Here is a 2,655-nt window from a genome sequence, read left to right as displayed (position 1 = left end):
CATCTTCCGCAAAGCTCGGTGCAGCCCAAATCGAATGTCGGCAATCGCCAGAGCAGTCCTCACCCTGGAGCGGCAACCCTGAAAGGGCTCAGTGACCGGATCCGCATCACGTCACTCAGACGATGGGCCAGGAGCTGGATCCGCCGGGCTCCGCTGTGCGGTTCCAGCTCCGCCTCCGGCCATGCACCGGCAACGACGTACTCGGCCGGCGTTCTCGATCGACGTCTTCCTCCAGGCATGGCGCCAGTCTGTCCGATATCCAACAGCACTGAGAGCCCGATCATTTCCCACACGTTTTCCAACAGAGCCCCCCGCACGTCTGCTTGGTACGGAGCGGTGACGGCCGCTTCGTGGAGCGAGAACTGCAGGAGGAACCGGCTCAAGGGCTCCTGTTCAGGTGTGGAAGCACCGTCCCTGGTGAGTACGACAGCCGGGTCGGTGTCCGCGGCGTTGGGCTGCCAGGGCAGCGACCAGTCCCAGCCGCCCTGGTTCTCGACGGCGAAGACCAGGCGCCCTTCACAGCCGCCGGGCGTAAGTGCTGCCAGCGGTTCGATGGCGTTCTGCTTCCCGAGGATGGCCGGGCGCCTCTCGGCAAGGCGGTAGAAGTCGGCCAGCGCGGGAGGAACGAAGGCGGGGACCGTACGGGCGGGGGGCGCCGGATCGGCCTCCGGGTACCAGCCGGTGACGAAAACCTCCAAGGCCTGCCGCGGATCATACTCGACCAGCTCCAGCCATTCCAGTCCGGGCAGGAGGGGCGTGGCGCCGGGCGGCCGGACCACAGCGAGCGTCTCGCGGCTCAGAGGCGGGTCGATCCACAGGTCGCAGCCCATCACCGTCGCTCTCCTCACACCTGCCGACCCGGATGACGCCGAGGTAGAGACAGCGGCCGTCGCTCCGGACCGCGAGGTGAACGGGCAGCTCCGGGATGTCCGCCAGGCGGGTGGTGAAGGACATGGGCCCCATGAGCCGTGCCCTGACGGGCTCAGGAACGGGACCGATCAGCCGGAACCCCTCGTCGTTCCACACCCCGCTGACGGTGGCGCCATCACCGGCGTCCGCGATGACGGCCGTGCCCGACGCGCCGAGAGCCACCACAGCACCAGGCACCGGGAACACTCGTACACCAGAACCGGCAAGGCCAAGGACCTTGTCTTCGTCAACCATGTCCAAGCGGTTCAGCGGCATCCGCAGAGTGTATCCGGGAAACGATCACCGCCAATGTGGGAAGCGATCTTCAGCTGCCTTAGATACCTGCTGGTCAGCACCACTCGTGAACACCCGTACTCAGAAGGGATCCCTGATGGACACGGAGAGCGGTCGCCTGATCGAGGACGCTGACGGCGTGTCGGTTGCGGTGCTGGACGGGGGCGTTGACGGTGCCGGTGCGGCATCGAAAGCAACAACTCTGAGCCGTGAGGCGGCGGCCGCGCACGGGCTGAGTCCGCAGCTGCTGGACGAGCTGGCCGACCTGGCCGCCGACAAGGTCCGTGCCGACGGGCTTCGGCTGATCGGTGAGGGGGGCCTGCTGGTCGAGCTGACCCGGCACCTGATGCAGGTCGCCGTCGAGGCGGAGATGGACCGGCACCTGGCAGAGGAGGCCGGCCGCACCGGCGGCTGGCCGGGGCTCGCGCTCCGGGGGCAACGCCCGCAACGGCTACCGGTCCAGGAAGGTCATAACGGAGGTCGGCACCGTGACGGTGCAGGTCCCCAGGGACCGGCTGGGCACCTTCAGCTCCGGCGTGCTGCCCAAGTACGCGCGGCGGACCGGCGGCCTGGAGGAGATGGTCCTCTCGCTCACCGCGAAGGGGCTGACCTCCGGGGAGATCGTCGCTCGCCGCACACCCCGGTCGACGCCGCCCGTACCCTGGCCGGCACCGGCCCCGACCATCCGGGCGACTGGATGCCGATCGAGCGCCACTTCCGCGACGGACACACCGAGACCTGATGGACCGCCGACGCCCGCCTGAGCGGCTACGGCCCGAACAGTCCGTGCCGCCTGGTCGTGGCCACCACCGATCCGGGCAGGCTGCCGGAGAACGCCACCTGGTACCTGGCCACCAACCTCCCCCACCCCGACGCCCCGCACGCCGCCACCTCCCCGCACCCGCCGACCGGCCTCGCCGAGATCGTCCGCCTCTACGGGCTGCGGCCCTGGATCGAGCAGAGCTACAAACAGATCAAGGACGAACTCGGCTGGGCCGACTTCCAGGTCCGCTCCGCCCGCGCCATCAAACGCCACCAGACCCTGGTCAACTGCGCGTTCTCCTTCTGCTGGGACCGGTGGTTCGCACCCCCCGGACCCCTGGATGCCACCGCACCGGATCCGTGCCCCGACGACGGGCCAGAGAGGGGGGCCGGCCACACCCCACCAGCCCCAGCCGCCTTGCTGGCCCAGGGCCTTACGCGCCGTCCGCGCCTGGCTCACCCCTGCCACCACCCTCCACCGCTGGTGGCAGGCCTGGACGGACAAGGACCCACCCACCGAGCTCCAAGCCCTGCTCGACGCGGTCACCACTGGCAGACCTCTTGACCTCTACCGCCGGAATTAACGAACTACCGGTAGTGCTCGATTCCTCAAAGGCGGTACTCAAAACGGCGCCTGAGGATGCGCGTGGGTGGGGCTGGTCTGCCCCAGATCCAGGGTTTGGCGCGTGC

Annotated in this window: 1 protein-coding gene and 2 pseudogenes; 2 read left to right on the top strand and 1 reads right to left on the bottom strand. The window is 68.9% G+C overall.

Annotation, left to right across the window (positions count from 1 at the left end; genetic code table 11):
* Positions 1-59: 59 nt before the first annotated feature.
* Complete coding sequence (locus ACWD4A_RS35260) at positions 60-830, bottom strand: hypothetical protein (RefSeq protein ID WP_451200552.1); 771 nt, start codon at positions 828-830, stop codon at positions 60-62.
* 575 nt (positions 831-1,405) lie between these two features.
* Here ACWD4A_RS35260 and ACWD4A_RS35255 point away from each other — a divergent pair.
* Positions 1,406-1,832: pseudogene (locus ACWD4A_RS35255) on the top strand (transposase); the annotation flags it as partial.
* Positions 1,833-1,834: 2 nt separating this feature from the next.
* A pseudogene (locus ACWD4A_RS35250) lies at positions 1,835-2,530 on the top strand (IS701 family transposase); the annotation flags it as partial.
* Between the last annotated feature and the right edge of the window lie 125 nt (positions 2,531-2,655).

It is taken from the genome of Streptomyces sp. NPDC002537, assembly GCF_053594975.1.
The sequence above is the reverse complement of the archived record's forward strand: the minus strand, read 5'-3'. Positions and strand labels throughout refer to the sequence as shown.